Source organism: Pantoea sp. AS142, assembly GCF_037152305.1.
In the GTDB taxonomy this organism is placed as follows: domain Bacteria; phylum Pseudomonadota; class Gammaproteobacteria; order Enterobacterales; family Enterobacteriaceae; genus Pantoea.
Genome location: NZ_JBBCMO010000004.1, coordinates 1 through 26912, shown reverse-complemented (window position 1 = coordinate 26912; position 26912 = coordinate 1). Strand labels below are relative to the sequence as shown.

Genomic DNA, 26912 nt, shown 5'->3' with positions numbered 1-26912 from the left:
GAACCTATCATGGCACAGGAAAAAATCGTAACACTGTTCGATTCTGCACATCAGGCAGAGGCCGCGAAAAGAAATCTCGTGAAAGCAGGCTTTTCTGATCGGGACATCAGTCTTATCAGTGGAGAACGTTTGCAGCAGGAAGGACACTCTATCCGTCATCCAAGCATCTGGCAGCGTCTGTTTGGTCACGCTGTTGATAAAGAGCACGCAGCTGTTTACACCAGAGCGATGGACAAGGGCGGCGTGGTGCTGACCCTCCGTACCGAGGAGGAGAAGCTGGCCCGTGCCATGACCATTCTCCATTCGCATGACTCGGTGGACGTACCGTCACGTATGCAAAGCTCGGTTGATAATGCTTCAACAGCCGCGCCGGGGATCAACCCGACCACCGCAGGCAAGCAGTTTGCCGGTGAAACCAATGACCGTCAGGTTGAACCGCGACGAACTTCACTGACCGGTGATGAGAGCGAAGCGGATATTCTGCGTCTGGCTGAAGAACAGGTGGAAGTGGGTAAACGTCTGGTGAGCGAAGGCTCCACTCGCGTTCGCCGATATACGGTGACCGATACCGTATCTGAAGATATCTCGCTGCATGAGCAGCACGCTGACATCTTCCGCCGTTCGGTGAATGAACCCGCGCTGGCCGGTGAAGTGGACTGGTCAGAGAAAACCGTCGAGGTCGCTGAGACGCATGAGCAGCCAGTGATCAACAAAACGACCCACGTGAAAGAAGAAGTGGTGGTGCGTACCGACGGCAGCGATCGTACCGAGACGATAAATGACACGGTGCGTCGTCAGGAAGTGGATATCGACCATGCACGCAGTGGACTGGAGCGCGATCTGCCGGGTACAACTGCTGGGGTAAAACCTGCGACCGCCGCAGCAGGCACGCAGTCACCAGGGGCGCATAACCGTGACCACAAAGAGAGCCTGACTGAAAAGGTGAGTGATAAAGCCAGCCAGGTGAAGGATAAGGTGGACCATAAGCTACATGACCATTCGCATTGAGGCGCTGATCCTGACAACGACAGGCGCTGATGGGCATTACTGATGCCCAATGCTGAGCATGCAAGAAGGGGCCAACCGTGAGGTTGGCTCTTTTGCGTTGTGGGGAGAGAGAAAAAAACGGATAACGGCGTCAAATCCTCTTCGATATAATCAGGCGCTATCTGTGCAGGCCGGGCAGAAATAAAACCTGAGGGATTAAAGTGAATTGTAAATCGATGCTTTTCATGCTGGTGGCGCTTTCCCTGTCGGCTCAGGCCGCCCAGAGCGGAAAAACGCTTGAGCACAAAGACTGGGAAGTTGCCTGTGATAACACCCTGACCTGCCGCATTGCGGGTTATGCCAAAGAAGAGGATCCCTCCGGCTCCATCCTGCTCACCCGTGCCGCTGGACCTGCAACGGAGACAGTGGGAGAAGTGACGCTGGGCGACACCGAAGATGACAGCGAACCAGCGGAAAAGCTGACGCTGTGGATCGACGGGAAATCAGCTGGCGATCTGGTGGCGGCCGATGACAACTGGCGCATGTCGGCCAGTCAGACCGCTGCGGTAATCAGCGCCGTCAAAGGCAGCGGTAAAGTCGAGTTTAAAGGCGGTACCAAGCCTTTCCTGCTTTCAGGCGAGGGCGCATATGCCGTGCTGCTGAAAGCGGACGACCTGCAGGGCCGTATCGGCACGCCAGGCGCGCTCACCAAAAAGGGCAATAAGCCGGAAAGCAACGTGCCTAAAGCTGTGCCTGCACCGGTTATTCAGGCGGCTAAAACCCTCAGCGGCGAACCCCGTTTGCTGACCGCCTCAGAGAGCGACGCGCTGAAAACCCGACTGCTTGCAACGGTCAATCATAATGACGATGACACGTGCGACAGCCTCTATTCACCGGCAGAAAACAGCGATCCGGAAACCGACGGGCTCACGCTTACGCCACTCGACGACAGCCACGTTTTGCTTTCGGCGCTCTGCTGGCGTGCTGCTTATAACGAAGGATATGGCTACTGGGTCATTGATAATCAGCTGAAAGGCAAGCCTGAACTGGTGACCATTTCCGGGTCAGATTACGACAAGGGCGAGATAACCAGTGTGCAGAAAGGCCGCGGCATCGGCGACTGCATGAGCCAGGAAAGCTGGGTATGGGGTGGTCAGGCTTTCCGCAAAAGCTATGACGGCGGGACCGGCATGTGTCGTTATATCCATGCGGGGGGTACCTGGGATTTGCCCACGCTGGTGACTGATGTGAAGCCGGTATCGGGTTAGAGCCTTTGTTATGTCAGTGAAACATGATGGCTGACGTGAATGCTTCGGCAGGTGAGGGGGGGCGTAGGCAGCTTCAACAAGGAGGTGATGCTGTGTCCCGGAGAACCCAAAAGACGGTTTTTTCAGCAGTTGCACACTTGCCTGCGGATAAGGGTTGCGGAAACAGGGGGTAACGGTATAATCCTCAACGTTTTCCGCATACCCTTCAGTGCCGAAGTGGCGAAATCGGTAGACGCAGTTGATTCAAAATCAACCGCCGCGAGGCGTGCCGGTTCGATTCCGGCCTTCGGCACCAGTATCCTTTCCATCCCCGTCCGGGGAAGTCCAAAAAAACCTTTAAAATCAATGTTAGGCCTGATTTTATCATCCTGCGTCGTCCGAGCGCATCCGTTGCAATCCAGACCTCGGTGGGGGCATAATTGGGGGCATTTCCACTTCGATAAGAAATGTGCCCCCAAAATGAAGCTGAATGCCCGTCAGGTCGACACTGCAAAGCCCAAAGAAAAAAACTATAAAATGGCCGATGGTGGCGGTTTGTATCTTGAGGTCACGACTAAAGGATCAAAGTACTGGCGTATGAAGTACCGACGGCCAGCCGACAAAAAAGAAGACCGGCTTGCCTTTGGCGTCTGGCCGACAGTAACACTTGCTGAGGCACGTGCTAAGCGTGACGAAGCTAAAAAGATGTTAGGGCAGGGGATTGACCCCAAAGCTGAACAGAAAGAAGCCCAAGCTGAAAATGCGGGAGCTTATACTTTTGAAACGATCGCCCGCGAATGGCACGCGAGTAACAAGCGCTGGAGTGATGACCATCGTTCGAGGATCATGCGCTATCTCGAACTGTATATTTTTCCTCATATTGGTTCAGCAGATGTACGTAAGCTGAAAACCAGCCAGCTGCTAGCACCTGTTAAGGCCGTTGATGCCAGTGGCAGGCATGATGTCGCTCAGCGTCTTCAGCAGCGTGTTACTGCAATAATGCGCTATGCCGTGCAAAATGATTATATTGAGTCTAATCCCGCTGTTGATATGGCTGGGGCACTTTCTACGGTTAAAGCTCGTCATTATCCCGCATTACCTTTTAACCGTTTCCCTGAATTTCTTGAGCGCCTTGCCGCATACCGTGGGCGTATCATGACGCGTATAGCCGTCGAACTTTCATTACTGACCTTTGTACGTTCCAGTGAGTTGCGCTTTGCAAGGTGGGATGAGTTCGATTTTGAAAGAGCTTTGTGGATAATTCCTGCACAGCGTAAAGAGATAGAAGGAGTTCGTTACTCTCACCGTGGTATGAAGATGAAAGAGGAACATCTTGTACCGCTAAGCCGTCAGGTTTTAGCCTTGTTGGAAAAGTTGAAGCAATTAAGCGGCGACAACGAAAGGCTCTTTCCCGGCGATCACGATCCCAAAAAAGTTATGAGCGAAAATACGATTAACAATGCCTTGCGTGCTATGGGGTATGACACAAAGACCGAGGTCTGCGGACATGGGTTCAGAACAATGGCGCGTGGTGCTCTAGGTGAATCGGGATTATGGACTGAGGACGCCATAGAACGACAGATGAGTCATTCAGAGCGAAATAGTGTTCGTGCTGCATATATTCATACATCGGAGCATCTTGATGAGCGGAGATTAATGGTGCAATGGTGGGCAAATTTTCTAGAGGCTAATAGCGATAATTCTATATCACCCTATGATTTTGCCAGAGTAAATACGTAAGAATTGGTAGGATAAACCCTGTATGTGACTTTAAAAAGTATGACAGGGTTTTCAAATTATTTTACCAAGATATTGGGCGCCCAACATAACCTTTCTTAGGGTGATTTAGAAGCCACTGAGACATACTGTTTATAAGTGGCTGACCAAAGTTTACTCTGTAACCTCTGCCCGTAGGGTACGCATTTTCACTAATCCCTTCAAAAGTTGGTGAGGGAATGCTATCGCAACCAAAATAAATAAAGTTTTGACTAATCAAAACATTCAGACTTGAAGTGTCTCTATTTAAATTATCTTGGTTCAAAGCTCCATCTTCTAAGCTATGATGCGAATCCACCTGTATCCATTTATTAAATTCATCTTGATGATAAATGTTATCTCCATAGGCGTTAATTTTATTGCTGTAAAGATTAGGTCTTTTGTTATAAAACCGGACATCATCCCAATACTGTTGATATGTTAGTTTTTCATCAACTCGCATAATGTAAATTAATTCTTCATTATGCCCCATGCCTTTGCTGCCATAGCCTAATATTAAATCTCCAGTCTTTGCATGCTTGCGGATTTGTGGCTTGCACGTGGCTAATGTACAATATCCATGGAATGGATTAGGAGCAAAACCATAATCTCGGACTATTTTGTACGAGAACATTTTTATTGTCATTGGCACTTTACTCGTTCAATTTTTCTTTTTGGAAGTTTATTTCCATCTGAGTCCTCCCATATGCTTTCACCTTTCACCGCATTTTGAAATTTTCCACTTTGAATAGAAATTACTGAATTTGCTTTTTCATCAATTATAGCAGGCAATTTTACTTTTTTTTCTGTAACTCCAATTATGTTTTTTCCATCCGCTGCTGCGCTTCCAACAGCTCCGCCAAATGAGGGGTATTCATTACATTTATCATCTAATAGGAAGATGCAAACATCAGCATTACTCTGACAATCTGCTACCGCTGGAGTAAATTTTTCTTCACTCCATGACTCTTCTAATTTGACAGAACATATACTAAAACCATCATCCTGAAGTTTCTGCTCGGTCGCAGGCAGCATATGTTCAGTTTCTTTAATAAAAATTACGCATGCTTTTCTCATTATTGAACTCCACTTTAATAAAATATAATTATCTATTGATAAGTCTTAATAGTGTTAAGAAAGAATATTTTTTTCCTAAACTCACCCTGACCTCCATAACTTGGATGTCTAATTTTTTCGTGAATGATTCCTAAATCAGATAACCTCTTAGATGCATCATTTCCAAGCGCGAGTATTTTTTCGAAATCATATATTTTTAATAGATTTAAAATGAAACAAGAAGAAGTAAGAAACTCTTTATTAGTATGACACCTATTTGACATTTGATTTCCTATTTCATACGGGTGAAAGGGGAATATGTTCCACAGAAAAGGGATATGTTCAATATGACTTATGACACTCCATATTTCTGTTGCCGTCCTCTCTTTAACACTCGTTGTGTAAGTACTCTTATTAAAAAATCTTGGACCGATAATCTCAGATGCAAGTTGTAGATGATGTTCATCAGTTAGGGCTAAACCAGTCCTTCTGCCGCCTCTGTAGCCGAGGTCCCTACCAACCCATAATTGTTTGGGTCTGATGCTGGTATGAGCCAACAAATACAATTCGAGATTAAGTAATCTTAACATCGGTGATTCTGGAGTATCATGATTCTGACATATATCTTTATATGGATTGAAAACATTTTCAGATGAGAATTTTCTAATTTCATTTATGAAAGTTCTAATTTTTTTTGATTTGTCGTTATCTTTCACTTTAAATCTCTTCGAAGATGACTGTATGAGAAACAAAATCGGCTACTACTTTGCCTTTTCTTGATTTTTTCATCTGGCGAAATATTTTGTAGCCATCAATAATGGCCTTTTCCCATTGCCAGAGATTACACTTCTCAACCTCATATCCTTTGACAAATTCTTGAATGAATTTTAACAGGTCGTAATCAAGCCTTTCAACATTCTCAAAAAGAGACTGATTTAATGCTCTACTAAAAACAAAAGTCGATACTCCTTCTTCAATTATAATTGCTCTTGCACCATCTTGATTTTCATCTGTAGATGAAATATTTTTCCGTTTTAAGCGCAACAATGCTCTTAAGACAGGTGACCAACCTAGATGTACCGCAAAGCAAATGTGAAAAACATCATGGAATCTATAATCATCTTTATCTTTTTTGTTGTCTGTTAATCGATCACCGATGTTGACACCTTGGCATTGCTGTATCACAAATTTTTTCTCACCAAGATCAATTTCCTTAAAAATGAAATTGATCTTATCGGGGAATCGCTCGTATTCTTCATGAGACTTATCAAATGGTTCTGGATATACCTCTTTTTGAGGCCATCTGCTTTCGATTTTTTTTAAATTACAGATGATCGCTTTTGAAATACATAATTTTTTAGATAGGCTAAAGATTATGAGCTTGCTGAGGAATATTGAAATTACCTTGGATTTATCTTGATGCTTTTCAACTTGTTTACCTGAATAAAGAGTTAAAAGTAATGATAAAGCAGTTGCAACATCTAATGAACTTTCTAAAACGTTTAGATCAAGCTTATGAGATGCTGACAAAATGTCTAACTCATTAAGACTTTTCAAGGATAATGGATTTAATTGTGAATATTCATCTTTTATTATTATAAATGAATTTCTAACAATCTCTCTAATATCATAACCCTCTCTGTTAATGAGGCATGTGACATACCAAAGTACATCACCTAATTCTTCGTGTAAGTGATCTTCGAGAGAACCAATTACGAAAAGGTCTCTCTGCTCTTTTTTTATTAAACTGAGTAAATCACCGACTTCACCAACTAAGCCTAGTGCAATAAAACCAGAACTTTTAGAAGTCAGTATATCAGTTTCGGCTACTTTTTTTTGATATTCATCATAAGTAATCATCTGATCATCCATAAAATAAACTTGATAATGTTTAGATATATATGTTGTGGTTTTGATTTGCAATAGATCCATTAATGAAACATAAACATTTGAAATTAAAGCGTTTTATTTGTTTTCTTGGTGTGTGTAACTATTTTTATAGATTAAGTTAGATTTATGTTTCTCTTTCTGCAGCTGAAGGTTAGCTATATGACCGAAACTTTTTTAGTTAGGATTACAGTCTTTTCATCACTCGTTTCTTAATGTGAATACTTTTTTTAGCGAGATAAAATTTGCCTACCGGCTCATTTTTTAAGTTTGCGGTAGGATTGAACATTTATCCCCGTTGCGCGCTCTCGTAGCCCCGCCACGCCTGCGCACTTTATGTAGCGGTTTTCATGCGCCTGCATGAGTGGTTCAGCGCCGCGCCGCAGCTGGCCTTTCCCGCCGTTCCGCGGTGTCTGAAACTCATGCGTTTTCATGCAGCATAGACATGCACGCCCCCTTCGGTGATTAGCGGACACAAAAAAGCCCGGCGCGTAGCCGGGCATCAGTCAGGGGTTATCTCTCTGGCTCAGAAAATTTTGCGCTTGCGCCGGTCGGTTCTGGCCCCTCTGAACGGGTAAGCGCCGGTCAGGCTGATGACGTCATCCCGGAATTTCAGCGGCAGTTTTTTATGCGTCCACTCTTCAATGAGGTTCACTGCAAATTTTCGATACAGCGTATCCGCATCGTTTGCACCTTCGATAACGCCCGGCGCATAGACTGAGCCATTCCGCTCAAACTGGCTGTACTTCATCCTGAGCAGACTGCTCAGTTCAACGCCATGGACGATAAAAAATTCATCAATAAGCGTGTCGATACGCTCGTCCATGATGCCCTCGTGGCAGAACACGTAGGCATTGGCTTTGCGTCCGGTGGCGTCGGCCAGAGCAGGTAACTGCTTTTCTTTTTCGGCAATCAACCCGGAAAGGTCTGATGCCGTTTCCTGCTGTTCCAGATACTCCGCGCGCAGCGCCTTCATCTCCGGCGTGACGGTGCCGCCGTTCTGCTCAAGCAGTTCACGAAAGCGCGCCCGGTTGTCCTGGCTTGCCTGCTCCGTTTCGGTTCTGCTCTGGCGCAACGCGCTGATGGTGTCCTCAGCTGCGGCTTCTGCCTGCTTTGCTTCCAGCCAGGCCAGCATTTTACCCTGGAGGTCCTGGACGCGGGGGTGCCAGCCAGCAGGAAGACTCTTTACCAGCGCGGTTGTATGGCTGATAACGTCGGCTTCGGGCAGCTTCAGGAGCCACCCCGCATCCTGCAGCGGTTTCTGGCTTTTTGCTACGAGCGAGCCAACGAGTTCAGCGATTGTCTTCATCTCTTCTTCTGTCATGTTCTGCTGTGTCATGCTGTTTTTCCTCTCTGTCAGGGCTGTGCGTGGCGGTCTTTGCGGGCGCTTGCTGAACCATAGCGGCCCAGCGTCTGCGGCTGGCGAACCGGTACATCATTCTGCGGTTCCGGCTCTGCCGCTGCGGGCCTGTGCGGCTTCATGATGATTTTCTCGACGCTCTCCAGCGCGGTGAAGGTGCAGGAGCAGTCGAGGTTCTGGCACTGGTACCAGGTACGCTTTACGGAGGGCGCTTCATAAGCGCTGGTGCGGGTATGGGCTACCTGACCACATTCGGGACATTTCAGGGCCATTTCGTTTTCCTGTGTGGTCGTTTTCAGTAAGTCAATTGTGCCGGGTCTGGCACAGCGGCTTCTACCGGAGGGCGTTGTATGACGGACCAGACAAAAGCATTACTTCTGGCGAGCCAGAAAAAGGTCTCACTAAAGCCTGTTATCAGATTTCAGTTTTATATAAATCCTTCACCATTCTTCACCAGAGAGAAAAAGATAGTAAATACAGTAAATTAAGAGGTGAAGAGTGAAAAAGTAATCCTTCACCTACTGTTCACCATTGTTCATCGCCGGGATTCCGGCCTTATTCGCCCTTTAGAATGAGTAGTTTTTAAAATCCGGCTGAAGCAAACTTAAAGTTATTGGATAAAACCTTCTTAGTACTCATTAGCACTATTTAGTACTGTTCTCGTACACCCATGCTTTATGTGGTTTTTGTGCGGCCGGTCAGACAGATTTCTGTTGTTGTCACCGGCAAAAATATTCGCAAAATAAAGAGCTACCCGATGCCGTACACACCTGTGCGGCGCTTCACGGATACATAAGAGGTAGCTCATGCACACGACTTTAAACGCTCATTCATCCGCCCCGGCGGCCCCTGCCATGCCGGTATCATTCCCGGTCCAGGAACGCTTTATGCGCCTGCCGGAAGTGATCCACGTCTGCGGCCTGTCCCGCTCAACCATTTACGATCTTATCAGTCGCAGCGCTTTTCCGGCGCAGGTGTCGCTTGGCGGCAAGAACGTCGCGTGGCTTGCCAGCGAAGTCAGCGCCTGGATGAATGCACGCATCGCTGCACGCAGTCAGGAACGGGCGGCATGATCTTCACCAACTGTTGAGATTTTCCGCCATGCTGCATTTTCCTGTGTTCCCCGGCTTGCGCGCCGGGGCCATTCCCTGGTACAGTCTTTCTGCTGTCGCAAAATCGGCAGCCGGGATTGGCGTCCTGAATATCTCAATGGCGACACCAGACGCCCCATGCGTCTTTTTTTGTGTCCATGCCTTAGTGCAACCATTTTTCGGGCTGCGGCGTTATTGCCGTAGTGCCGTCTGTGTAATGGTGGCCCGGGCGGGGGCTTCTCACGAAGCGCCGGTATCCATTGAGGCCGGTTACGCCAACCCCGTCCGGGCTACCACCAGTGAAATTGGCGTTTCCGGTGGTGGCGATAACCGCTACTCAATGGAGACTGCCATCATGGCTACCGTCCTTAATTCCCCATATCCTCAGTTTGTTTTCGTCTTTGCCGCCGTGCGCCGTACCGAGCGCCAGCAGCGTATCCACATGCTCCGCACCGTTGCCGCTGACGAACGCGCCGCACGCCTGCCGCTGGCCCGCGATTACGTGCTGTCACTTGCCGCCCGCCTGCCGGTACGGGAGGTGCGCGCATGACTCACGCCACCATTTCCCACGCCGATCTGTTACGTCTTGAGCACCTGCGTAACGCCGGGCGCTTTATCAGCGACATGACCCTGCTTCAGGAGTGCCACGAACAGCCACCGGCTATACAGCAGGCGCAGCTGAATTCGCTGATTTTCCTCATCACCGAGCAGCTGGACGGAGTGGTAAACCGCTGTCAGGACGGCTGGATGAACGGGGAGGTTGAGCCATGAGTACACGTACCCTTTCCCCCGAACTGCATTCCGCGCTTTCACGCCGCGCGGTGGCCTGCGCCTGGCTGACCATCTGCCGCGAACAGAAGCGCTATCCCGGCCTGACGCTGGCGCGCCTTGAACACGCCATTGAAACCGAGCTGGAAGGCTTCTATCTGCGCCAGCACGGACGCCAGCGCGGTCAGGAAATTGCCTGCGCGCTGCTCGACGACCTGCTGGCCGCCGGGCCGCTCAAGTCGGCCCCGTGCCTGAGCTTTCTGGGACAGGTGGTGATGGATGAACTCTGCGGGCGTCTCAAAGACGCGCCGGTGCTGCACTGAGGGAGTAAAGAACAATGAAAATGACAGTATCAGACGCGGCAAAAGCCGCGCGGGGCCAGTGGCCCCGCATCCTGCCCGCGCTGGGCGTGAAGGTGGTAAAGAACCGCCATACCTCCTGCCCGGTATGCGGCGGAACCGACCGCTTCCGCTTTGACGACCAGGAGGGACGAGGCACGTGGATTTGTAATCAGTGCGGTGCCGGTGACGGCATGGACCTGGTGAAAAAGGCCCTCTCACTGAGCCTGACCGAAGCCGCCGCGCGGGTAAACGGCCTGACCGGCAGCCTGCCACCGATAGACAGCACGCCTGTCGCCAGCGCGGGCGAAGATAACGAAGCCGCACGCGCCACCGCCGTGAAGCAGGCCCGGCAGCTGGTCAGCACCGCGCAGCAGGCAACCGGCAACGCCTACCTGTCCCGTAAGGGCTGGCCGGAGCAGTCCTGCCTGACGCTGGCGAAGTCGCAGAAAATCGCGCTCACGGCCTATCGCGCCGGTGATTTGCTCGTTCCCCTCCATGATGCGGGCGGCCAGCTGGTCAACGTGCAGCTGATTAACGCCGCGGGCGAGAAGCGCACGCTGAAGGGCGGCCAGGTAAAAGGCGCGTGCCACGTCCTCAGCACCGGCAAACCGGCAGCGCGCATCTGGCTGACGGAGGGCTACGCCACCGGCCTGACGGTGCACAACCTGACCGGGGATGAGGTGTGGATTGCCCTGTCGTCCGTTAACCTCCTTTCTCTGGCTGGCCTTGCCCGTGAAAAGCACGCCGCACTGCCGCTGCTGATTGCCGCCGACCGCGACCTGAACGGCGACGGCCAGACTAAAGCAAGGCAGGCAGCCGAAGCCAGTCGCGCCGCCGTGGCCCTGCCGCCGGTGTTCGGTGACTGGAATGACGCCTTCATGCAGCACGGTGAGGAAAGCACCCGGCTGGCGCTGGCCGGAGCCGCCACGCCGCCTGCCGCCAGTCCGTTCGACGTAATGAGCGAGGCGGAATTTTCAGCCATGAGCGCCAGTGAAAAGGCGGAGCGCGTGGCGGAGCACTACCGCAGCGCGCTGGCCGTGGACGCCAGCGGGGAAATTCTGTCACGCTACCGCTCCGGCGCGTGGAAGGTGATTTCCGGGAAGCAGTTTGAGCGCGACGTGGCGAAGCTGTTTCAGCGCCTGCGCGCGCCGTTTTCGGCGGGCAAGATTTCGGGCGTAGTGGACACGCTGAAGCTGATGCTGCCGCAGCAGGCCGATCCGGCGCGCCGCCTGATTGGCTTTCGTAACGGCGTGCTGGACACCCGCACCGGTGGTTTCAGCCCGCACAGTAAAGACTTCTGGCTGCGCACGGTCAGCGAGGTGGACTACACAAAGCCCGTTCAGGGTGAAACGCTGGCAGACCATGCGCCGCACTTCTGGCAGTGGCTCGACCGCGCCGCCGGACGGGACCCGGCCAAACGCGACATTATTCTGGCCGCGCTGTTTATGGTGCTGGCGAACCGTTACGACTGGCAGCTGTTTCTGGAGGTCACCGGCCCCGGTGGCAGCGGTAAGAGCATCATGGCGGAAATCGCCACCATGCTGGCCGGAACGGACAACACCACTTCAGCAACTATCGAAACGCTGGAGTCGTCGCGCGAACGTGCGGCGGTGATTGGGTATTCGCTGATTATCCTGCCCGACCAGGAAAAGTGGAGCGGCGACGGCGCGGGCATCAAGGCGATTACCGGCGGCGATGCGGTATCCGTTGACCCGAAGTACCGCGACGCCTACTCAACCCACATTCCGGCGGTGATTCTGGCGGTGAACAACAACCCGATGCGCTTCACCGACCGCAGCGGGGGCGTGTCGCGCCGCCGGGTTATTCTGCACTTCCCGGAAATCATCCCGGCAGACGAGCGTGACCCGCAGCTGAAGGAAAAAATCAGCGGTGAGCTGTCCGTTATCGTGCGCCAGCTGATGCAGCAGTTCAGCCAGCCACAGCAGGCCCGGTCGCTGCTTCAGTCGCAGCAGAACTCCGACGAGGCGATGCGCATCAAGCGCGATGCGGACCCGATGGTGGATTTCTGCGGCTACCTGTTTACGACGCCCGAGCCAAACGCACTCTATATGGGTAACGCCAGTATCAGACCGCTTCAGCCCAGGCGTTATCTTTATCATGCCTATCTGGCCTATATGGAGGCCAACGGCTACAGGAATCCGCTGAGCATGAAGATGTTTGGCCTGTCACTGGAGAGCATCATGCGGGAATACGGAAAGCACTACATGAAGCGGCGTACAAAGCTGGGGATGCAGACCAACCTTGATCTGACGGAAGAAAGCAGCACCGACTGGCTGCCAAAGTGCGACGCCCCTCCAGCAGCATGACTATCTGAACCGGCGAAAGCCGGTTTTTTTATACCTGAACTTCACCGGTGATGAATGATATCCTTCACCCTACACCTATCATTCATCATTTAATTGCCTGATATATATAAATAAAAATGGAAGGTGAACAATGTGAAGGGTTTTCTGTAAAATCTTTTTTTATCGAAAATTTGAATTCATTATCCTCTACTGCAATTAATGAATCTCAAATTTTGATTATGGACGAACCTCAATTCGGCAGATAAGGTACTGAGACAGTCATAAAGGAGATGCGTAATGGATACTGTCGAAGAGCTGAAAGGGACGTATTTTTACAAAGGAATGTTCAATCTTTCCGCTGGAGAGCTTTTTTTCTTCGTGTTCCTGGATGAGACTCAAAAACAGCTTGGTGTGGAAGATGTAGCCACTTTAGCACTAATAATTTTAGGTCAACCAACCCAAACCACGCGCGCAAAACCAGCCGGAACAACTAAGGGAACTTCAATCTTGAGTGCAAATCTTCGTGTTTGGTTAAAGATTAGAGTGCACCGCTGGCCAACACTTACTACCGAAAGCATTAAAGGATTGAGATTCAGCTATGTTAATAACCTGGGTGCTTTCGCTGGACGCTGGATACCCATATTGGGTATAGGATTTATCATAAATGACGTGACTCAAATTGGATGGAAAACGACCCACGCTTACAACCTGATTGCAAAAGAAGGGGACAAGTTATGGTAAAAGACACAATCGAAAGCGCTGTATTGGAATGGTATGAGAATAATTATAATTTTAAGCCTCTTTTTTCAAAAGATAAGCCTGAGCTAACGATTGATACCAGTCTATCGACAGGTAAATATCCCTGGGCCAGAGAAACTGGTGACGAAATAATGAATGACTATTTCGAGCGATTTAACGTTGATAACAGCGAATTTGATTTTCTTGCATACTGGCCTTATGAAAAAGGATTTCTGCCTAATTTCTTAAGGCCTAAATCCCATAAGCTCCCTGACGTTGAACCCAAACCCTTGACGATTCATATGCTCGTTGAATCAGCAAAAGCCGGACGGTGGCTTTTCAGCTAGCCCATGCAAGCGCTGCTATCTCATCCAGATGAAGTTAACGCGGTTAGGTTCCGTCTTTCGGAGCCTAACTCATCGGTCGGGAAATCTGCTGGTTGGCTACTCTTCAATCTTAAAGACCATCTGCCCTTAAAAAATTCATTAAAATAATGAGGAGGCACAAAAGGGGGCATTCTTAGTTTTGTGTTATTTTATTTTCATACAGAACATATAGTTGCAGTATTGTTTGAGTCCGGCCTTCGCACCATCGGAACATCAATAGACGTCAACGGACGTCTTTTTTTGTGCCTGAAATCCAGTATCCGCAAGGCTTTCCTCGTTTTTTCACTCAACCTAAGTCAACCTGATTCAATCTACATCAACTTACTGATGCGGGTACATCTGCGGGTATATCCCGGTTCGATAATGTTTGTACCCACACAGAACCCTTGAAAGGATACTCATCATGGCTCTGAGTGATGTGAAGGTTCGTTCAGCTAAGCCTGAAGCAAAAGCCTATAAACTGACTGACGGTGAAGGCATGGTTTTGCTGGTTCACCCTAACGGTTCAAAATACTGGCGACTTCGTTATCGCTTTGGTGGTAAAGAAAAAATGCTGGCGCTGGGGAAGTACCCCGAAGTCTCGCTGGCGGATGCAAGGGCTCGCCGGGATGAGGCCCGTAAACTATTAGCTAATGGCGTCGATCCCAGTGAGAGCAAGAAAGCCGTTAAGGTAGAGCAGGAGCAAGAGGCGATAACGTTTGAAGTGGTTGCCAGAGACTGGCACGCCAGCAATCAGAAGTGGTCTGAGTCGCACAGTGCTCGTGTATTGAAAAGCTTAGAAGATAATCTCTTTGCTGCTATCGGTAAGCGGAACATTGCTGAATTGAAAACACGGGATCTTCTTGTACCCATTAAAGGGGTGGAATCATCCGGACGACTCGAAGTCGCCGCCCGTTTACAACAGCGAACTACCGCGATTATGCGCTTTGCTGTGCAGAGCGGCTTAATCGACTATAACCCCGCGCAAGAGATTGCCGGTGCGGTTGCTACGGCGAAAAGACAGCACCGTGCAGCTCTGGAACTTAACCGAATTCCTGAGTTACTTCATCGCATTGATCACTATTCTGGCAGACCCCTAACTCGATTGGCTGTTGAACTCACTTTGTTGGTCTTCATTCGTTCAAGTGAACTGCGGTTTGCCCGCTGGTCAGAAGTAGATTTTGAAAGGGCTATGTGGACGATTCCGGGCGAGCGTGAGCCACTGGAAGGAGTTAAGCATTCTCAGCGTGGTTCAAAGATGCGGACACCTCATCTTGTTCCTTTGTCGCGACAAGCTCTCGCAATTTTGGAAAAGATCAAAAGCATGAATGGGAACCGTGACCTGATCTTGGTAGGAGGTCACGATCCGCGTAAACCCATGAGTGAGAACACGGTGAACAAGGCTCTACGAGTGATGGGCTATGACACCAAAACGGAAGTATGCGGACATGGTTTCAGAACGATGGCGTGTAGTTCGTTGATTGAGTCGGGGCTATGGTCGAGAGATGCGGTAGAGCGGCAGATGAGCCATCAGGAACGCAGCTCTGTGCGGGCGGCTTATATTCATAAGGCGGAGCATCTGGGGGAGAGGAGGTTGATGCTGCAGTGGTGGGCGGATTATCTGGATGCGAATATGCAAGAAGTTATCTCTCCCTTTGACTATGCCAAAACTAACAACCCATTGAGATAAGTTGGAACGAACTACTTCATCAATATTCATTTTAAATAAGAGAATTCTAGCAAGGGGCAAAATATACTATAAATCACCGGGATATTCATAATAATGCATATCCCGGCGATTTACTGAACTGGATTGACTGTCTAATCATAGTGAAAACTCAGATCTTTTATGACAGTTATAGGTTGATTAGGTGTAGTAATAATTAATACCAGTAAATGTGAGATATACCACATCCATTAAGAGATGGCATGGTATTTGGATACAGTGAGCGGAGCACAGTACTGATCCGGACTGCGCCCCGCAAAACACGTCGGGATTATTTAACTGTGATCTGTCCGCTCATAAGTAGAGGGAGGAGCCAGTCTCGGAGTGCGATAAGTTGCTGATTTTCAAGTTCTAGTTTTTCCTGGCGGGAAAATATTCCAGTCACAGTTTTTGTAAAACTATCAGTAACAGAAAATGCTGGAAGCATAACGTTAATACTCTTCAAAACAGAACTGGAAACTTCTTTAAACGTCGAGCCCGAGGCATTTTTGACAATAACTGGCAAGTTATTTTTCACCGTATAGTACACATATTCCGTTGAGTAATTTTTTGAAGGAATGAAGGATTTAAAACCCTGATTTGTAGTCAGTTCATTTCGGGCAATCGCCATATAACCAATAGGAGCCCGTGAACTTAATAACACCGTTCCGGCAGGGTAAATCTTTAGTGATGCACTTTTAATCCCTTCAACAGAAACGTCTTGGGCACCACAAGAGATAAATTTATTACTCTGATTGTCAGACAGATCGTTTGGTGTGATCCATGGAGTACCATTTGCTGTAAAATTCTCTGGTTTACTGGTAGTGGGAGTACTACCACCTACAATTTGGCCTAAGTCGTCTAATGTTCCAGATTTCCAACCCGCCGGAATTTCGCGTTTCAGAGTAGTATCATACAACATTTTTCCACCGGAGGTTTTATATGGTTTCCCGTTGACATCAGGAAAATCAAACTGAACAAACCAGTAGTCATACAACGTTTTCGTCATCGCTTCCAGTTCAGCGTTGATGCGGTTGTTAAGGGCGATTTTTTTATCAATGGTAATAAGAATAGCCACCAATTTTTCTTGATGTTCTATTTTTTCTGGTATTCTGACTGGATAATTTTTTAAAGATACCAGATCAACCCCAGTTTGTCCTCCGGTTCTGGCTGATAATTTATCGACATATTGAAAAACAGAGTCTTGCTTAAGAAAATAGTATAAAAAATCACGACTTACACCTTCTTTAGGTATAACTTTCAGCAAGGCAACGTTATATGCACCTTTCAATCCGCGACATATTTGGAAAATTGGGGGGCCATATCTCCCAATCATAATATCGTATTCGTTACAAAATTTCTTCGTCGATGATTTTGGTATATAAGTAGGAAAAGCATCTGTTTTGTAATCACGCGTCTGAATCAACCTGACATACCCAGGTTTAGGTTCATAAATAAATTGCGATTTTGGAGGTTGACTTCCTCCGACAAAATCACATACATCTCTTATTTTCAGATAGTTAAATTTCATAGTTGATATCTGCCATCTGCATTCTTATTTTTACTTCTAACTCGCGCGACTGTTCAAAAAGATTATTTAAATTCTCCGAAAACCCTGTCATCTTTGCGGCAAACTGTTCCGGCGTCATATCGGTGTATTCAATTTTGACATCAAAATACTGGCCAGCGCTGAACGAGTAATTTTTCCCGACGATATCGTCATAGCTGACCACCACCGAGAAATCTTCTTCGCTCCATTTATTATTGAACACTTCGCAGATGCGCTGCTCTTCTTCTTCTGTCAGCACCGTTTTCTGGTTTTTACCGTCTTTGACTTTTTCCCCTAAGTTAGAAGCATCGATCAGCACCACTTTCTCTTTGTTGCTGGCGTCGATAAACAAGATCGACACATTGGTGCCGGTGGTGGCAAAGATATTCGACGGCATGGAGACCACTCCCGCCAGCATCTTATTTTTCACCAGATGTTCACGAATGCCTTTATCAATACCCGACTGAGCCGTGATAAAGCCGGTCGGCACTACGACCGCCGCTTTACCACCCGGCTTCAGCGAGAAAATGATGTGTTGCAGGAACAACTGGTAAATCGCCATTTTGTCTTTGGCGGCTTTGGGTACTTTCGGTATCCCGGCAAAGAAACGTTGCTGGTTTTCCTTACTGTCCAGCGCATCGCGGAAGTCGCTGAAATCCATCTTAAACGGTGGGTTAGAGACGATGTAGTCAAAGCGTTTCAGTGCGCTGCCGTCCTTGTGGAACGGATGCAGAATGGTATTGCCTTGGATAACGTTGGGGATCGAATGCACCAGATTATTGAGGATCAGGTTCAGACGCAGCAGACTGGAGGATTTCTGCGAGATGTCCTGCGCAAAGATGCTGCAACGATCTTCCCCGATGGCGTGTGCCACGTTCATCAACAGTGTGCCGGAACCTGCGGATGGATCGTAACAACTTACGTTGCGCACGACGCCCTGTTGCGCTTTCGGTACCAGAATTTCCGCCATGATGCGTGCTACGGCATGGGGCGTGTAGTATTCAGCGTATTTACCGCCGGAGTTGCTGTTGTAGTCTTTGATCAGGTATTCAAAGATGGTGGCATAGAAGTCGAATTTCTGCGTAAAGATGCGCTCGAAGCTGAAATCGGCCAGTTTGTTGATAATGGCACGGCAGAAGTCGTCGCGCTTTGATTCGTCGGCGATGTACTGGCTCAAGCGTTCAAACAGCACCACTTTTGCACCGCCGTCGGTTTTGACCGCGAAGACATCGTTGTTGGTAGCGGCGATGTCCATCAGGGTGTCGTCAAAGGTGGTGGCGAAATTGGCCTCATTTTGACGGTTGTATAAATACTGAATGAAGTGATGTGGCTTCAGACGCGCTGTGTCGGCGCTCATTTTCAGTTGCAGCTTATCCCGCTGTTCTTCACTCATCTGATTGAGCGCAACTTCCCATTTTTCGGCGCTGGCGATGCTTGTATCCACCTTTTTGGCTTCAAAGGCGAATTTGTCGTTCAGGAATTTGTATAGAAATGCCTGAGTGATGATTTTGAATTCGTTACCGTCGTTGCCCAGACCGTAGTTAGCACAAATGCTTTTCAGGCTATCGATCAGGGTTTTAGTTTTGTCTCTAAATTCCAGTTCTACCACGTACGTGCTCCGGTATTAAATTCGTTCAGGTATTCCGCCACAATCAGGCGGTTGATATCGCCAGCCGCTTTCGCACTGAGAGTGATCTTCTGTTGTTTTTCAAAGTGTTCCAGCACGCATGACACGATCTGGCGTTCAAAGTAGCTTTCATTGTTCAGTATTTGGCTATTGTTCAGCACTTTTCCATCCGCATCCAGCTTGACACCGAGCAGTGCTTCGAAGATTTTACGCTCTGGCTCGCTAAGGCCGCCGTGCTCGCGCAGGCGTTTGTGGGTACGCGCGTATTTCACATCGCCCCGGTATTTCTGGCGCAGCAGGTTGTTCTGACGGTTCAGCTCTTTAATACGGTCATGAATTTTATTGAGTGTGCCAATATTCGCAACCATTTCTTCCTGGGTGACTTCGCTGAGTTTCTTTTTCTTAAACAGTCGCTCCAGTTCGTCTTTCAAACTGACGAACTGCGGGTCCTGCTGGTCGAAGTTGGCGGCCAGCGCTTCACGGGTACGGCGCAGCGTCTCTTTCAGTTCGTCAGCCAGCACCAGTTCTTCTTCGCCCACTTTGTGGAATTCAAAGATCACCTCTTCCAGCGCACGGTTCAACAGACCGGAGAGGTCAACACCCTGCTCCAGATCCGCCTTCAGGTTGAGTAAGTCGAGGCGGTGGCTGGCTTCGCGGTAGAGGATGTTGAGTTTGTTGAAGTCCAGCGCCTGGAGAAACTCAGTGTTGCCCTGGAGGCGGATCAGGTTGTACAGGCTGCGGGCATCGGCCAGCGCGTTTTTTAGCGCCAGCGCGGTTTCCCGGTCCTGGATCTGGTTTATCTGGTCAGTGAAAATTTCTGCGTTTTCCGTATCGAAACTGAACAGAACATCTTTAATGTGTTCAATTTCTTCGCGGATCTCTTCCGCCGATTTGAACAGGCGGGAATAGTGCTCCATTTCGTCGCCCAGTTCGGCCTGTAGCTCTTCGAAGTAGGCTTTGTTGGTGGCGTCAAATTCCTGGCGGATATCGGCGAAGTCCACCACGTAGCCGTAGCGGAAGTGGTTGTAGGTTCGGTTGACGCGGGTCAGCGCTTGGAGCAGGTTGTGCTTTCTGATCACCCGCCCGAGGTAGAGTTTTTTCAGCCGTTTGGCATCAAAGCCGGTGAGCAGCATATTGTAGACGAACAGCAGGTCAATCTCACCCGCCTTGAATTGTTCCACCCATTCTTTACGTTCCTGCTTGCTGCCGATGTCGTGCAGGATCAGAGCGGCGCGTTTGATTTTCCGTGTTTCTTTGGCGTGGATCTGGTAAACGGCAGCGGGTTCTGCGGCCTGTAATATAGACATTTCGTCGGTAACTTCATCGGCAACGGTGGGCGATTCGGCGTAGTCGGCGTTGAACAATTCAAACATCTGTTTGGCCTGTTCAGAGCTGTCACATATCACCATGCCGCCGATGGTGCCATCATTCAGCGCGCCCCGGCTTTTGGCAAAGTCGGTGACGATGTAGTCCAGCATCGGTTTGACGAAGCTGGGATGGGCGTAGATGTATTTGCGATCTACATCGCCCATTCTGACTTCTACGTCTTTTAGCGCCTGTTGCAGGATCATCCGGTAGTTGGTGGCGATCTCTTCACGGATCAGGCGCAGCGTGTAGCCGTCGGCAATGGAGGCGTTGTAGTAGTATTTGTGGATGTAGTCGCCGAAGAGGTCGCGGGAGTTGTAGTCCGTTCCCAGCAGAGGTGTACCGGTCAGGCCAATTTTGATGGCGTTGGTGTCCGACTGGCTTAAGTTCGCCAGGAAGCTCCCTTTGGGGTTGTAGCTGCGGTGGACTTCATCGAGGAAATACACGCGCTGGATGTTGATGTCGTAGTCTTTGATGGTGACGACGTCCGGGTCATCGCGGAATTTCTGGATGTTGACGACGGTGATTTCCGCTTTGCCGTGGTGATTGTGCAGCGCCTGCGCCGCTTTGATGTCGCGGGTGAAGGCTTCGCGTGAGTCAATAAGGTGAACAATTAAGCCACGGGCGGTGAACTCGCGCTGCGCCTGCTGGAGCAGATCCAGACGGTCAACAATAAAGTAGAATTTTGGGATCACCTGCTGACTCTGGAAGTAATCCGTCAGGAAGCGCACGTTGTAGTAAGCCAGTGCGGTTTTTCCACTGCCCTGGGTGTGCCAGATAATGCCTTTTTTCACGCCAGCGTTCAGTTTGCGCTCGATTGCTTTGGTGGCGAAGAGCTGCGGGTAACGCATGATGTGCTTCTGGATGCCGCCCGGTTCGGCGACGTACACCAGCGCATAGCGCAGGATAAATGCCAGCCGATCGCGGCTCAACAGCGCGGTGCAAAGGCGGTTGGTCGGGCGGTTGTGATCTTTGTTGGTCTGAAATTCCGGGTTGGTGCGAATGACTTCCAGGTTGTTGTCTTTCAGAACGGCGATTTCGGTTTCTTCTGACAGCGGTTTCAGTAAGTTGGTCAGGTTGAAGAGTTCTTCTTCGCGGAAGTAGTTGAATACCGGGTTGCTGTATGAGCTGCTGGCGTAAAATGCCCCCTGAATCGGCTCCGGGTCACTGTCGTCATACTCCATGTTGTTGGAGAAGATCATGAACTGGGTGATATTGGCGAAGCGTTTGAATTTGGGGTTCTTAAAGCGTTCGTTGATGCGGTTGCGTTCTGCGACGATACCTTCGCGGTTGTTGGGCTTTTTCACTTCGATAAAGATCAGTGGCATGCCATTGATCAGCAGCGTGATGTCCGGGCGGAACTCTTCATCCCCGTTTTCGCAGGTCAGTTCGGTGACGACATAGAAGCTATTGTTGTTGAAGTTATCGAAGTCTATCAGTTTGATGCCGGAACGGTCGCTGAGTTTTTCGAAGAAGGCGCGGCCTAGGTCGTCGTTGTCGAGAAGCAGCGTGAGATCTTTTAACTGGCGCCCGATGTCGTCGGGCGCAATTCCGGGGTTAATTCTGCCAACTGCAGCGGTGAAGAGGTCAGGAAAGATGTTGGTTTCTTTGTCCCAGTGTTGTTCTTTCAGAGACAGGTAGCGGTAGCCCAGCCGTATCAGGTGGAGGATGACGGGGATTTTTACCCGGGTGTCTTCGGTGAATTTCATCGTGTTCTCTGTTTTTGGTATTTATCACGTCTCAGGCCATGCGGTATTCCACAACCCCCGAACGGCTGGCAACAATGTTTGTTCAATTTGTATCTATGTTACACGTTCTCTGTTAACTGCCGGAGTACATTTGTCGCGCTTTACTGAAAATGATAACCGCCGTGCCAGACTCTGAAATTTTTCGTGAAAATCAAGAATGGTGGCAAAGTTGCGTATCCAGCTCTGGTCGATCATGTTTTCGCTTGGAACGTCGATCGGCGGTTCGCTAGGAATCAACGCTCATGTCAGGCCAGAATACGCCGCTAAGTCAGAAGAACGGTAGCCGGTTCTGGTTCTGCACAATTCACTCAGATAACTGGTGAAGTCACAGATAGCGCAGACTAAAGCTCTGCATGGCACGAATCTTTAGTTCGGTGAAACCATCCACAAAGGCCACTCAACCTGCAAATACGGGTTGTAGTGGATCAGTAATTTAGGATGCTCAGGCAGTACAGAGCCTGTACATCTACTCACTAGCGGGCAAGCTGAATCGTTATCAGTCTCAGCTACTATGCATCATCAACATGTGACGTCTCCCGAACCATACCTAGCGTAAGACAGTAGATAGCGAATGTTGACGCAATAACTTGCCCATCCGCAACCAAACTCCAGTTTGGAAGAGCAGTGACTGAAAATATTACTCTTCAAACAACTTCTCCAAGCATTTAACTTCTTGTAAAGCTTCTTTATTCAGGACATCAAAGTACAACCAACCATTATTGTTATTTCCAGTCAGATCTATTTTCCAGTTGGTCTTTACGTACCAGGCCAAAGCAGCGCGACATGTAACAGAATGTACATTACCGCTGATCGAAAACTCACGAGAGATTTTATCTACAATCTCAGGTCGAAGGTCCTTTTTGAATGCAATGATAAAGGTAACCTCCTCATTCCATTCTCTGTCCGTCAACTCTGCAACCGTCGGCAGTATCGATTCCTCTTGCTCAACATCAAAAATTCTCGATAACTTAAAGTTTTTAAACCCACTCAGTTTTGGATCCGAATCGTTTCGATCATAAGCTCTGAAGTACCAGTTTTTCCGATCTACAAATAATGCTGATGGAAATAGTATCCGTTTGCCATGCTCGCCACTTTCTGAGCCATATGTGCATTTGATCGCATAGCGGCCTTTTATTGCCCTGGTGACAACATAGACCTGTTCTTCTTTCAAACGCTCGGGTAGATAAAGCGGGTCTATCTCATCAATCGGCAGCATCGGACGTTTTTGCATCAGCTCCGAACGAGAGAAACCATACTGGATCAGATTCAGCGCCGTATGAACACTAATCTGCACCAACGGAGTATAGGTACCATGAGAAATAATCGTCCTTTTGGTTGCCGTATCAATACTACAGTTACCTGGCTTGAGTTCCCGATATAAAGCAAGATCTTTTGAGGCTGCAGCCTGTGCAACTTTGAACTCAGCCATAATTTCGGCCCTGGATATGCTGCCGAGGTAGCGTATACACAAATCGATGTACGCCAGTCGCTCTGCCTGAGGAAGCGAATAGGCTTCAACAAGCAGTTCCAAATGAACGTCATGAAATTCTGTCATCGTAACACTCCGATATATGATACATTAAGTATACTGTCAATTATCACATGTTGATCTACTGCTTGCAATGAGTTAGGATTGACACCTATTGATAAATTGATCATCAGCAGTATCGTTCTGGAGGAATATTTGGATAGAACAATTGTTCTGTATGAGTATTTCTTCTGGAAGGGATGGTGAAGGTTGTTTGCAGACAACCTTCACCAGAAAAACAAAACCTCTGCGGAGGAATAATCCGCCACTTGAGCCCTGCTAATCGCATTTCGAGTATACGTTATTCACAACGTAATCGACAAGCGTGGCTCCAGTAACGGTACCAATAAACCGATTTGGAGTAACTGATGGAAAAAGTAACCGACCAGTATTCACCCGAAATTGCGCGGCACAAGCTCAATGCTTATTTTTCAGGCAATTTCATCATGCTTGACGTGATAATGCGTTTGCAAAAATCAAGCCTGTGCGTATTTGCAGCCTTATGTGATGGAAAAACGATCACAACTGCAGGGTATGAAATTAATGCCGATTTTAGCGTTAAACGAGCATCTGCGGTCATTCACTCCTTGAAGCTGAAGAATCTCCCTGTCTCAACAAATTCCGTTTCAACGGGCTCTGATGTTGGTGGAATCACCAATCAGGCGGTTTTTTTCATCAGTAAAGAGGATCTTCATTCTCTGAAATCCGAACCGGAGGAGATTATGAGGAAATGCGCAAGGTTACACGCGCAACATAAACGTTCACATGCACAAAGGGACATTGCTCGTCTATGCAAGGAGTTTGGCAAGGAAGCGATCCTTAAATTAGTAAACCAAGCTGCAGCCAACCCTAAGATGCCTCCTGATGGGATGAGTGCATGTTAATCGTGTTAGGGGCTGTTTGCCCCTTTTTACACTAACTACAATAGCTGGATATCAAGGATATTTAAGGAGAGATTAACGTTTATGGCTACCCTCGTTTTTTCCTATTCTCATGCAGATGAAGCCTTGCGTAACGAGCTCGAAACGCATCTCTCACCGTTAAAACGCATGGGAACAATCAGCGCGTGGCATGACCGACGTATTGCTCCTGGGCAGGAATTTGAGCATGAAATAGATCGCTATTTCGCCGAAGCCAATATTATTCTGCTGTTAGTCAGTAGCGACTTCATTGCATCGGATTATTGCTGGAATATTGAAATTAAGAATGCAATGGCGCGGCATGAACGAGGGGAAGCGATAGTCATCCCGGTGATTTTGCGCAATTGTGCCTGGCACAATCTCCCTTTTGGTAAGCTACTGGCCGCAACCAAAGATGGGAAACCGATTACTCAGTTCCCCAGTCATGATGACGGGTTTGTGCAGGTTGTTGATGCAGTATCAAAGGCTGCTGCCCGTATTGATACCAACAATTCAACCCAAGTGCCTCACGCTTCAACTTCATCAAAGGCTCAACTATCACCGTCGGTAAATTCAGTTTTAAAGCCCCGATCTGGCAACCTCTCGCTTCCAAAAACATTCAGCGATCTCGATAAAGATCGGGCTAGCCGTGAAGGTTTTGAGTATGTTGCACGCTATTTTGAAAACTCTCTCTTCGAGCTAAAACAACGCAACCCAGGTATAGAAGTGGAATTTCAACCGGTTGACTCCAGCGCGTTCACCTGCGCGATTTATTTACACGGTACCCGGAAGGGGCAGTGTGGGGTCTGGCGTGGTGACAGACTCCATGGGGTAGGCTCAGTCTGTTTCAGTCATGACGGCATGGTTCGAAACAGCTACAACGAAAGTCTAAGTTTGGCGGATAACGGTCAGTCTCTGGGTTTTCGCACGATGATGGGGTTCACCGGAAACAGTCATAACACATTACTGACTAATGAAGGTATGGCAGAACATTTGTGGGATATGTTCTTCAAATCCGTAAAACAAAGTATGTCCTGAGGACCGGGAGGCAACAATGGTACAGCTCAATCTGGTAAAAGTACTGCTGTTGAGCAATGAACGCACCGGCGATGTCCGCTATGAGATTTTCTCGAAGGAAGGTGAAAATCCTGACTATCCGGAGAAAATCATCGTTTATCGTGAGGGAAATATCGGTGAGCATGGTGAGCGTGGCTGAATCAAGACTGATGATGTTATAAGTCTTGAACACTTGGGATTTCAACCCGGAAGGGGATTCCAGACCACGATAACCTATCACATGCGCCCTGCACGAGATATATGTTCAGCAATAGCTGAATGCCGACAGCACTTTCAGGAAAAGTTTTGTTCTGATAGATAATAAGGGTCTTGTAAAACACACTCGCGTTCAGTTCTTCCGCGGAAAAGTCGGGGGATGGATTGTTTCTCTGGTAACCTGCTCATCACCATTCGAAATGGTAAGTGCCTGCAACAGGGGAGTTCTTAAGAAGCGGTCGCTAAACACCGCGGGTACCCAACGGGGCATACAGAAATCCGGCAGGTACTTGCCACGTGTAAAGCCAGCGGCAGTCATGCATTACGGATGATGCGGCTCTTCCAGACTGACCGTGGTCATCTTGGGCTAATATCACAGCAGTAATTCAGTTGCCAGCTGGATTTTTCAATACTGTAAATGCCCGTTCCACACGACGCACAATATTTATCCGCGCTGTAATGTCCACCACACCAGACACAGTACCAGGAGAGTGTTGTCACCGACGCATCCAGCCCATTGATGATGTTGCATAACTTTCTGTGACGAGCCTCCGCCTTCACTTCCGGGTCCAGATGGGCACTTCATCAGTACATGCTGTGCCACTGAGCGCTGATCGTGTTCAAACCAGGCTGGGTCACCGTAAGAGCCGGCATGCAGCACCAGACGACAGCCACAGGAGGCGCAGCTCCATACCTGGCCTGGTTGCACTTATGGCTTCGTCAGCCGTTACAAAGTGACCTTCACGGTTATTTGCCAGGTAACACTGCAGCATGCGCATGTCGTCTCATAGCCCCGGCTTTCAACATCAGAGAATATATGGCTGTGTAAACAGACCCGTTTTAGTTCCACACACTTTTTGAGATTTCCGGTTTCTCAGCCATCAGCCGATATTCTTCCGGCGTCAGGTTATTCAGGGATTCATGAGGCCGCTCGCTGTTGTATTCCGTCACCCAGCGCTCCGTGATTTCCCGTGCTTCGTTCAGCGTTCTGAACAGGTAAAAATCCAGGATTTCTGTCCGGTACGTTCGGTTAAACCGTTCAATAAAGGCGTTCTGCGTTGGCTTACCCGGCTTAATAAATTCCAGCGTCACACCGTGGTCTTCAGCCCATTGCGCCAGAGCCAGTGATATCAGTTCTGGCCCGTTATCCATCCGCATTTTCAGCGGATATCCACGGTTTGCCACTATCCTGTCCAGCACCCGAACCACCCGCTGTGCCGGGATATTCAGGTCAATCTCTATCGCCAGAGCCTCGCGGTTAAAATCATCCACGACGTTGAAAGTCCGAAAACGTCGGCCACATGTCAGTGCGTCGTGC

The 26912-nt window shown here is 48.8% G+C and carries 27 protein-coding genes and 1 tRNA gene; 15 read left to right on the top strand and 13 right to left on the bottom strand.

Annotated features, from left to right (window positions below; genetic code table 11):
- Positions 1–9: 9 nt before the first annotated feature.
- From WFO64_RS09585 to WFO64_RS09570, 4 genes are all read left to right on the top strand, one after another.
- Positions 10–1008 (top strand): YsnF/AvaK domain-containing protein, encoded by a 999-nt coding sequence (locus WFO64_RS09585; RefSeq protein ID WP_337011105.1) that lies wholly within the window; start codon positions 10–12, stop codon positions 1006–1008.
- 215 nt (positions 1009–1223) lie between these two features.
- Entirely contained in the window at positions 1224–2255 is a 1032-nt protein-coding gene (locus tag WFO64_RS09580; RefSeq protein WP_337011507.1) for a DUF1176 domain-containing protein, read from the top strand.
- A gap of 210 nt (positions 2256–2465) precedes the next feature.
- Positions 2466–2550, top strand: a tRNA-Leu gene (locus tag WFO64_RS09575).
- Positions 2551–2714: 164 nt separating this feature from the next.
- Positions 2715–3974 (top strand): tyrosine-type recombinase/integrase, encoded by a 1260-nt coding sequence (locus WFO64_RS09570; RefSeq protein WP_337011103.1) that lies wholly within the window; start codon positions 2715–2717, stop codon positions 3972–3974.
- Positions 3975–4035: 61 nt separating this feature from the next.
- On the opposite strand, the gene WFO64_RS09565 is transcribed toward WFO64_RS09570, so the two are convergent.
- The 6 genes from WFO64_RS09565 to WFO64_RS09540 form a co-directional block, all read right to left on the bottom strand.
- Complete coding sequence (locus WFO64_RS09565) at positions 4036–4635, bottom strand: hypothetical protein (RefSeq protein WP_337011101.1); 600 nt, start codon at positions 4633–4635, stop codon at positions 4036–4038.
- Positions 4632–5066, bottom strand: a complete 435-nt coding sequence (locus tag WFO64_RS09560) for a hypothetical protein (RefSeq protein ID WP_337011099.1) — start codon at positions 5064–5066, stop codon at positions 4632–4634. Before WFO64_RS09560 ends, WFO64_RS09565 begins: the two co-directional genes overlap by 4 nt.
- A 32-nt stretch (positions 5067–5098) precedes the next feature.
- A complete protein-coding gene (locus WFO64_RS09555) occupies positions 5099–5761 on the bottom strand; it encodes a uracil-DNA glycosylase (RefSeq protein WP_337011097.1) in 663 nt (220 codons plus the stop codon).
- A 1-nt stretch (position 5762) separates the two neighbouring features.
- Positions 5763–6905, bottom strand: a complete 1143-nt coding sequence (locus WFO64_RS09550) for a MazG nucleotide pyrophosphohydrolase domain-containing protein (protein ID WP_337011095.1) — start codon at positions 6903–6905, stop codon at positions 5763–5765.
- Between the two features lie 553 nt (positions 6906–7458).
- Positions 7459–8271, bottom strand: coding sequence for a hypothetical protein (locus WFO64_RS09545; RefSeq protein ID WP_337011093.1), 813 nt, complete (start codon positions 8269–8271; stop codon positions 7459–7461).
- 17 nt (positions 8272–8288) lie between these two features.
- Entirely contained in the window at positions 8289–8564 is a 276-nt protein-coding gene (locus WFO64_RS09540; protein WP_010671763.1) for an ogr/Delta-like zinc finger family protein, read from the bottom strand.
- Between the two features lie 534 nt (positions 8565–9098).
- Between WFO64_RS09540 and WFO64_RS09535 the strand changes: the two genes are divergently transcribed.
- From WFO64_RS09535 to WFO64_RS09500, 8 genes are all read left to right on the top strand, one after another.
- Positions 9099–9365 (top strand): helix-turn-helix transcriptional regulator, encoded by a 267-nt coding sequence (locus WFO64_RS09535; RefSeq protein WP_158782683.1) that lies wholly within the window; start codon positions 9099–9101, stop codon positions 9363–9365.
- 28 nt (positions 9366–9393) lie between these two features.
- A complete protein-coding gene (locus tag WFO64_RS09530) occupies positions 9394–9933 on the top strand; it encodes a host cell division inhibitor Icd-like protein (protein ID WP_337011088.1) in 540 nt (179 codons plus the stop codon).
- The gene (locus WFO64_RS09525; RefSeq protein WP_275771770.1) at positions 9930–10154 is read left to right on the top strand and encodes a hypothetical protein; all 225 of its coding nucleotides are present in this window, start codon (positions 9930–9932) and stop codon (positions 10152–10154) included. The genes WFO64_RS09530 and WFO64_RS09525 overlap by 4 nt, the downstream gene beginning before the upstream one ends.
- Positions 10151–10474, top strand: coding sequence for a DUF5375 domain-containing protein (locus WFO64_RS09520; RefSeq protein WP_337011084.1), 324 nt, complete (start codon positions 10151–10153; stop codon positions 10472–10474). Before WFO64_RS09525 ends, WFO64_RS09520 begins: the two co-directional genes overlap by 4 nt.
- A 14-nt stretch (positions 10475–10488) precedes the next feature.
- Positions 10489–12819: a phage/plasmid primase, P4 family gene (locus tag WFO64_RS09515; protein ID WP_337011082.1), complete on the top strand. Its 2331-nt coding sequence runs from the start codon at positions 10489–10491 to the stop codon at positions 12817–12819.
- 276 nt (positions 12820–13095) lie between these two features.
- The gene (locus tag WFO64_RS09510) at positions 13096–13539 is read left to right on the top strand and encodes an STM2901 family protein (RefSeq protein ID WP_337011080.1); all 444 of its coding nucleotides are present in this window, start codon (positions 13096–13098) and stop codon (positions 13537–13539) included.
- Positions 13533–13883 (top strand): DUF1493 family protein, encoded by a 351-nt coding sequence (locus WFO64_RS09505; RefSeq protein WP_337011079.1) that lies wholly within the window; start codon positions 13533–13535, stop codon positions 13881–13883. Before WFO64_RS09510 ends, WFO64_RS09505 begins: the two co-directional genes overlap by 7 nt.
- Before the next feature lie 442 nt (positions 13884–14325).
- A complete protein-coding gene (locus tag WFO64_RS09500) occupies positions 14326–15591 on the top strand; it encodes a tyrosine-type recombinase/integrase (RefSeq protein WP_337011077.1) in 1266 nt (421 codons plus the stop codon).
- A gap of 307 nt (positions 15592–15898) precedes the next feature.
- On the opposite strand, the gene WFO64_RS09495 is transcribed toward WFO64_RS09500, so the two are convergent.
- From WFO64_RS09495 to WFO64_RS09480, 4 genes are all read right to left on the bottom strand, one after another.
- The gene (locus WFO64_RS09495; RefSeq protein ID WP_337011075.1) at positions 15899–17137 is read right to left on the bottom strand and encodes a restriction endonuclease subunit S; all 1239 of its coding nucleotides are present in this window, start codon (positions 17135–17137) and stop codon (positions 15899–15901) included.
- Positions 17127–18764, bottom strand: a complete 1638-nt coding sequence (locus tag WFO64_RS09490) for an HsdM family class I SAM-dependent methyltransferase (RefSeq protein WP_337011073.1) — start codon at positions 18762–18764, stop codon at positions 17127–17129. The genes WFO64_RS09495 and WFO64_RS09490 overlap by 11 nt, the downstream gene beginning before the upstream one ends.
- Entirely contained in the window at positions 18758–21856 is a 3099-nt protein-coding gene (locus WFO64_RS09485; protein ID WP_337011071.1) for a type I restriction endonuclease subunit R, read from the bottom strand. Before WFO64_RS09485 ends, WFO64_RS09490 begins: the two co-directional genes overlap by 7 nt.
- 676 nt (positions 21857–22532) lie before the next feature.
- Positions 22533–23450 (bottom strand): WYL domain-containing protein, encoded by a 918-nt coding sequence (locus WFO64_RS09480; protein ID WP_060175513.1) that lies wholly within the window; start codon positions 23448–23450, stop codon positions 22533–22535.
- A 341-nt stretch (positions 23451–23791) separates the two neighbouring features.
- Between WFO64_RS09480 and WFO64_RS09475 the strand changes: the two genes are divergently transcribed.
- The 3 genes from WFO64_RS09475 to WFO64_RS09465 all read left to right on the top strand — a co-directional run bounded on the left by WFO64_RS09475 (position 23792) and on the right by WFO64_RS09465 (position 25538).
- Complete coding sequence (locus tag WFO64_RS09475; protein ID WP_337011069.1) at positions 23792–24307, top strand: hypothetical protein; 516 nt, start codon at positions 23792–23794, stop codon at positions 24305–24307.
- 81 nt (positions 24308–24388) lie between these two features.
- Positions 24389–25360 (top strand): toll/interleukin-1 receptor domain-containing protein, encoded by a 972-nt coding sequence (locus WFO64_RS09470; protein WP_337011067.1) that lies wholly within the window; start codon positions 24389–24391, stop codon positions 25358–25360.
- Between the two features lie 16 nt (positions 25361–25376).
- Positions 25377–25538: a hypothetical protein gene (locus tag WFO64_RS09465; RefSeq protein ID WP_337011065.1), complete on the top strand. Its 162-nt coding sequence runs from the start codon at positions 25377–25379 to the stop codon at positions 25536–25538.
- A 413-nt stretch (positions 25539–25951) separates the two neighbouring features.
- On the opposite strand, the gene WFO64_RS22560 is transcribed toward WFO64_RS09465, so the two are convergent.
- From WFO64_RS22560 to WFO64_RS09455, 3 genes are all read right to left on the bottom strand, one after another.
- Positions 25952–26095, bottom strand: a complete 144-nt coding sequence (locus WFO64_RS22560; RefSeq protein WP_442956144.1) for a putative zinc ribbon protein — start codon at positions 26093–26095, stop codon at positions 25952–25954.
- The gene (locus WFO64_RS09460; protein ID WP_442956145.1) at positions 26040–26255 is read right to left on the bottom strand and encodes a DUF7828 domain-containing protein; all 216 of its coding nucleotides are present in this window, start codon (positions 26253–26255) and stop codon (positions 26040–26042) included. The genes WFO64_RS22560 and WFO64_RS09460 overlap by 56 nt, the downstream gene beginning before the upstream one ends.
- A 179-nt stretch (positions 26256–26434) precedes the next feature.
- The coding region (locus tag WFO64_RS09455) for an integrase core domain-containing protein (protein ID WP_337011063.1) at positions 26435–26912 on the bottom strand (478 nt) is incomplete at its 5' end.

Coding starts and splice junctions, on each gene's coding strand:
- WFO64_RS09585 (WP_337011105.1), top strand. CDS start 10: ATGGCACAGGAAAAAATCGTAACACTGTTCGATTCTGCACATCAGGCA.
- WFO64_RS09580 (WP_337011507.1), top strand. CDS start 1,224: ATGCTTTTCATGCTGGTGGCGCTTTCCCTGTCGGCTCAGGCCGCCCAG.
- WFO64_RS09570 (WP_337011103.1), top strand. CDS start 2,715: ATGAAGCTGAATGCCCGTCAGGTCGACACTGCAAAGCCCAAAGAAAAA.
- WFO64_RS09565 (WP_337011101.1), bottom strand. CDS start 4,635: ATGACAATAAAAATGTTCTCGTACAAAATAGTCCGAGATTATGGTTTT.
- WFO64_RS09560 (WP_337011099.1), bottom strand. CDS start 5,066: ATGAGAAAAGCATGCGTAATTTTTATTAAAGAAACTGAACATATGCTG.
- WFO64_RS09550 (WP_337011095.1), bottom strand. CDS start 6,905: ATGATTACTTATGATGAATATCAAAAAAAAGTAGCCGAAACTGATATA.
- WFO64_RS09545 (WP_337011093.1), bottom strand. CDS start 8,271: ATGACACAGCAGAACATGACAGAAGAAGAGATGAAGACAATCGCTGAA.
- WFO64_RS09540 (WP_010671763.1), bottom strand. CDS start 8,564: ATGGCCCTGAAATGTCCCGAATGTGGTCAGGTAGCCCATACCCGCACC.
- WFO64_RS09535 (WP_158782683.1), top strand. CDS start 9,099: ATGCACACGACTTTAAACGCTCATTCATCCGCCCCGGCGGCCCCTGCC.
- WFO64_RS09530 (WP_337011088.1), top strand. CDS start 9,394: ATGCTGCATTTTCCTGTGTTCCCCGGCTTGCGCGCCGGGGCCATTCCC.
- WFO64_RS09525 (WP_275771770.1), top strand. CDS start 9,930: ATGACTCACGCCACCATTTCCCACGCCGATCTGTTACGTCTTGAGCAC.
- WFO64_RS09520 (WP_337011084.1), top strand. CDS start 10,151: ATGAGTACACGTACCCTTTCCCCCGAACTGCATTCCGCGCTTTCACGC.
- WFO64_RS09515 (WP_337011082.1), top strand. CDS start 10,489: ATGAAAATGACAGTATCAGACGCGGCAAAAGCCGCGCGGGGCCAGTGG.
- WFO64_RS09510 (WP_337011080.1), top strand. CDS start 13,096: ATGGATACTGTCGAAGAGCTGAAAGGGACGTATTTTTACAAAGGAATG.
- WFO64_RS09505 (WP_337011079.1), top strand. CDS start 13,533: ATGGTAAAAGACACAATCGAAAGCGCTGTATTGGAATGGTATGAGAAT.
- WFO64_RS09500 (WP_337011077.1), top strand. CDS start 14,326: ATGGCTCTGAGTGATGTGAAGGTTCGTTCAGCTAAGCCTGAAGCAAAA.
- WFO64_RS09495 (WP_337011075.1), bottom strand. CDS start 17,137: ATGAAATTTAACTATCTGAAAATAAGAGATGTATGTGATTTTGTCGGA.
- WFO64_RS09485 (WP_337011071.1), bottom strand. CDS start 21,856: ATGAAATTCACCGAAGACACCCGGGTAAAAATCCCCGTCATCCTCCAC.
- WFO64_RS09480 (WP_060175513.1), bottom strand. CDS start 23,450: ATGACAGAATTTCATGACGTTCATTTGGAACTGCTTGTTGAAGCCTAT.
- WFO64_RS09475 (WP_337011069.1), top strand. CDS start 23,792: ATGGAAAAAGTAACCGACCAGTATTCACCCGAAATTGCGCGGCACAAG.
- WFO64_RS09470 (WP_337011067.1), top strand. CDS start 24,389: ATGGCTACCCTCGTTTTTTCCTATTCTCATGCAGATGAAGCCTTGCGT.
- WFO64_RS09465 (WP_337011065.1), top strand. CDS start 25,377: ATGGTACAGCTCAATCTGGTAAAAGTACTGCTGTTGAGCAATGAACGC.